Consider the following 1,179-nt stretch of genomic DNA (forward strand, 5'->3'; position numbering starts at 1 on the left):
GGCCTGATCCGGCGTCTTCCGGTCAAGGGATGAATGTGGGCGTCGGCTATTGTAAAAGGCCAGATAGCGGCCGATGCCAGCGCGAGCCTCGGACACCGTCCTGTAGGCATGGAGGTAGACTTCCTCGTATTTGATCGAACGCCAGAGCCGTTCGACGAACACGTTGTCCCGCCACGCACCCTTACCATCCATCGAGATGGCAATTTCCGCCTTCTTCAACACCGCCGTGAAGTCGAGAGAGGTAAACTGCGATCCCTGGTCCGTATTGAAGATGTCGGGTTTGCCATAACAGGCCAGCGCCTCCTCGACCGCTTCGATGCAAAAGTCCGCTTCCATCGTGATTGACAATCGCCACGACAAAACCCTCCGGCTGAACCAATCGACGACGGCGCAGAGATAGACGAAGCCGCGCGCCATGGGGATATAGGTGATATCCATAGCACATACCTGGTTGGGCCAGGTGACCGCCAGCTTGCGCAGGAGGTAGGGATAGATTTTGTGCCCAGGTGCCGGTCTCGACGTGTTGGGACGGCGATAGATTGCCTCGATGCCCATCTTCTTCATCAGCGTGGCGACATGAAGCCGCCCGACTTTCGACCCTTCTCCTCTCAAAAGCCATTGCAACATCCGACTTCCCGCGAACGGATATTCGAGATGCAGCTTGTCTATCCGGCGCATCAAAGCCAGATCGCCGTCCGGCACTGGACGTGGAGAATAGTAAACACTGCCACGGCTGAAGCCGAGAAGTTTCGCCTGACGGGTGACCGACAGTTTGTGTGAGCGGTCGATCATTTCTTTCCGCCCAGCAATCCCGCCTTGCCGAGCGCACCGGATAAAAAATCGTTCTCCAGTGTCAGCTCGCCGATCTTGGCGTGCAGCGTTTTGACATCGACGGTTGGACCCGCCGGTTCCGCCTTCGCTTCATCGCCGAAAACGCCCGTCGCCCCCTCAAGGAGCTGGTCTTTCCATTGTTTGATCTGGTTGGCGTGCACATCGAACTGCTGGGACAATTCCACCAGCGTCTGTTCGCCCCGGATGGCGGCAAGTGCCACCTTCGCCTTGAAAGCCGGGCTATGGTTCCGGCGCGGTCGTCTCGTCATGGTATCTCCTGTTCCCGGCATCTAAGCCGAAGTCAGGCAGAAATTCCACTTATCCCCAATGTGCAGATTTCCCGAGCCA

The 1,179-nt window shown here is 57.5% G+C and carries 1 protein-coding gene; it reads right to left on the reverse strand.

Going from position 1 to position 1,179, the window contains the following annotated elements; genetic code table 11:
• Nucleotides 1-1,100, reverse strand: a protein-coding gene (locus GVL52_RS27825) for an IS3 family transposase (RefSeq protein ID WP_200847925.1) whose coding sequence is annotated in 2 segments (ribosomal slippage) — nt 1-842 and nt 842-1,100 — 1,101 coding nt annotated over the 2 segments. Because the reading frame shifts where the segments join, the coding sequence is not laid out codon by codon here. This gene is flagged as partial in the annotation.
• Nucleotides 1,101-1,179: the final 79 nt, after the last annotated feature.

Source organism: Rhizobium sp. 18055 (assembly GCF_902706285.1).
In the GTDB taxonomy this organism is placed as follows: Bacteria; Pseudomonadota; Alphaproteobacteria; order Rhizobiales; family Rhizobiaceae; genus Rhizobium.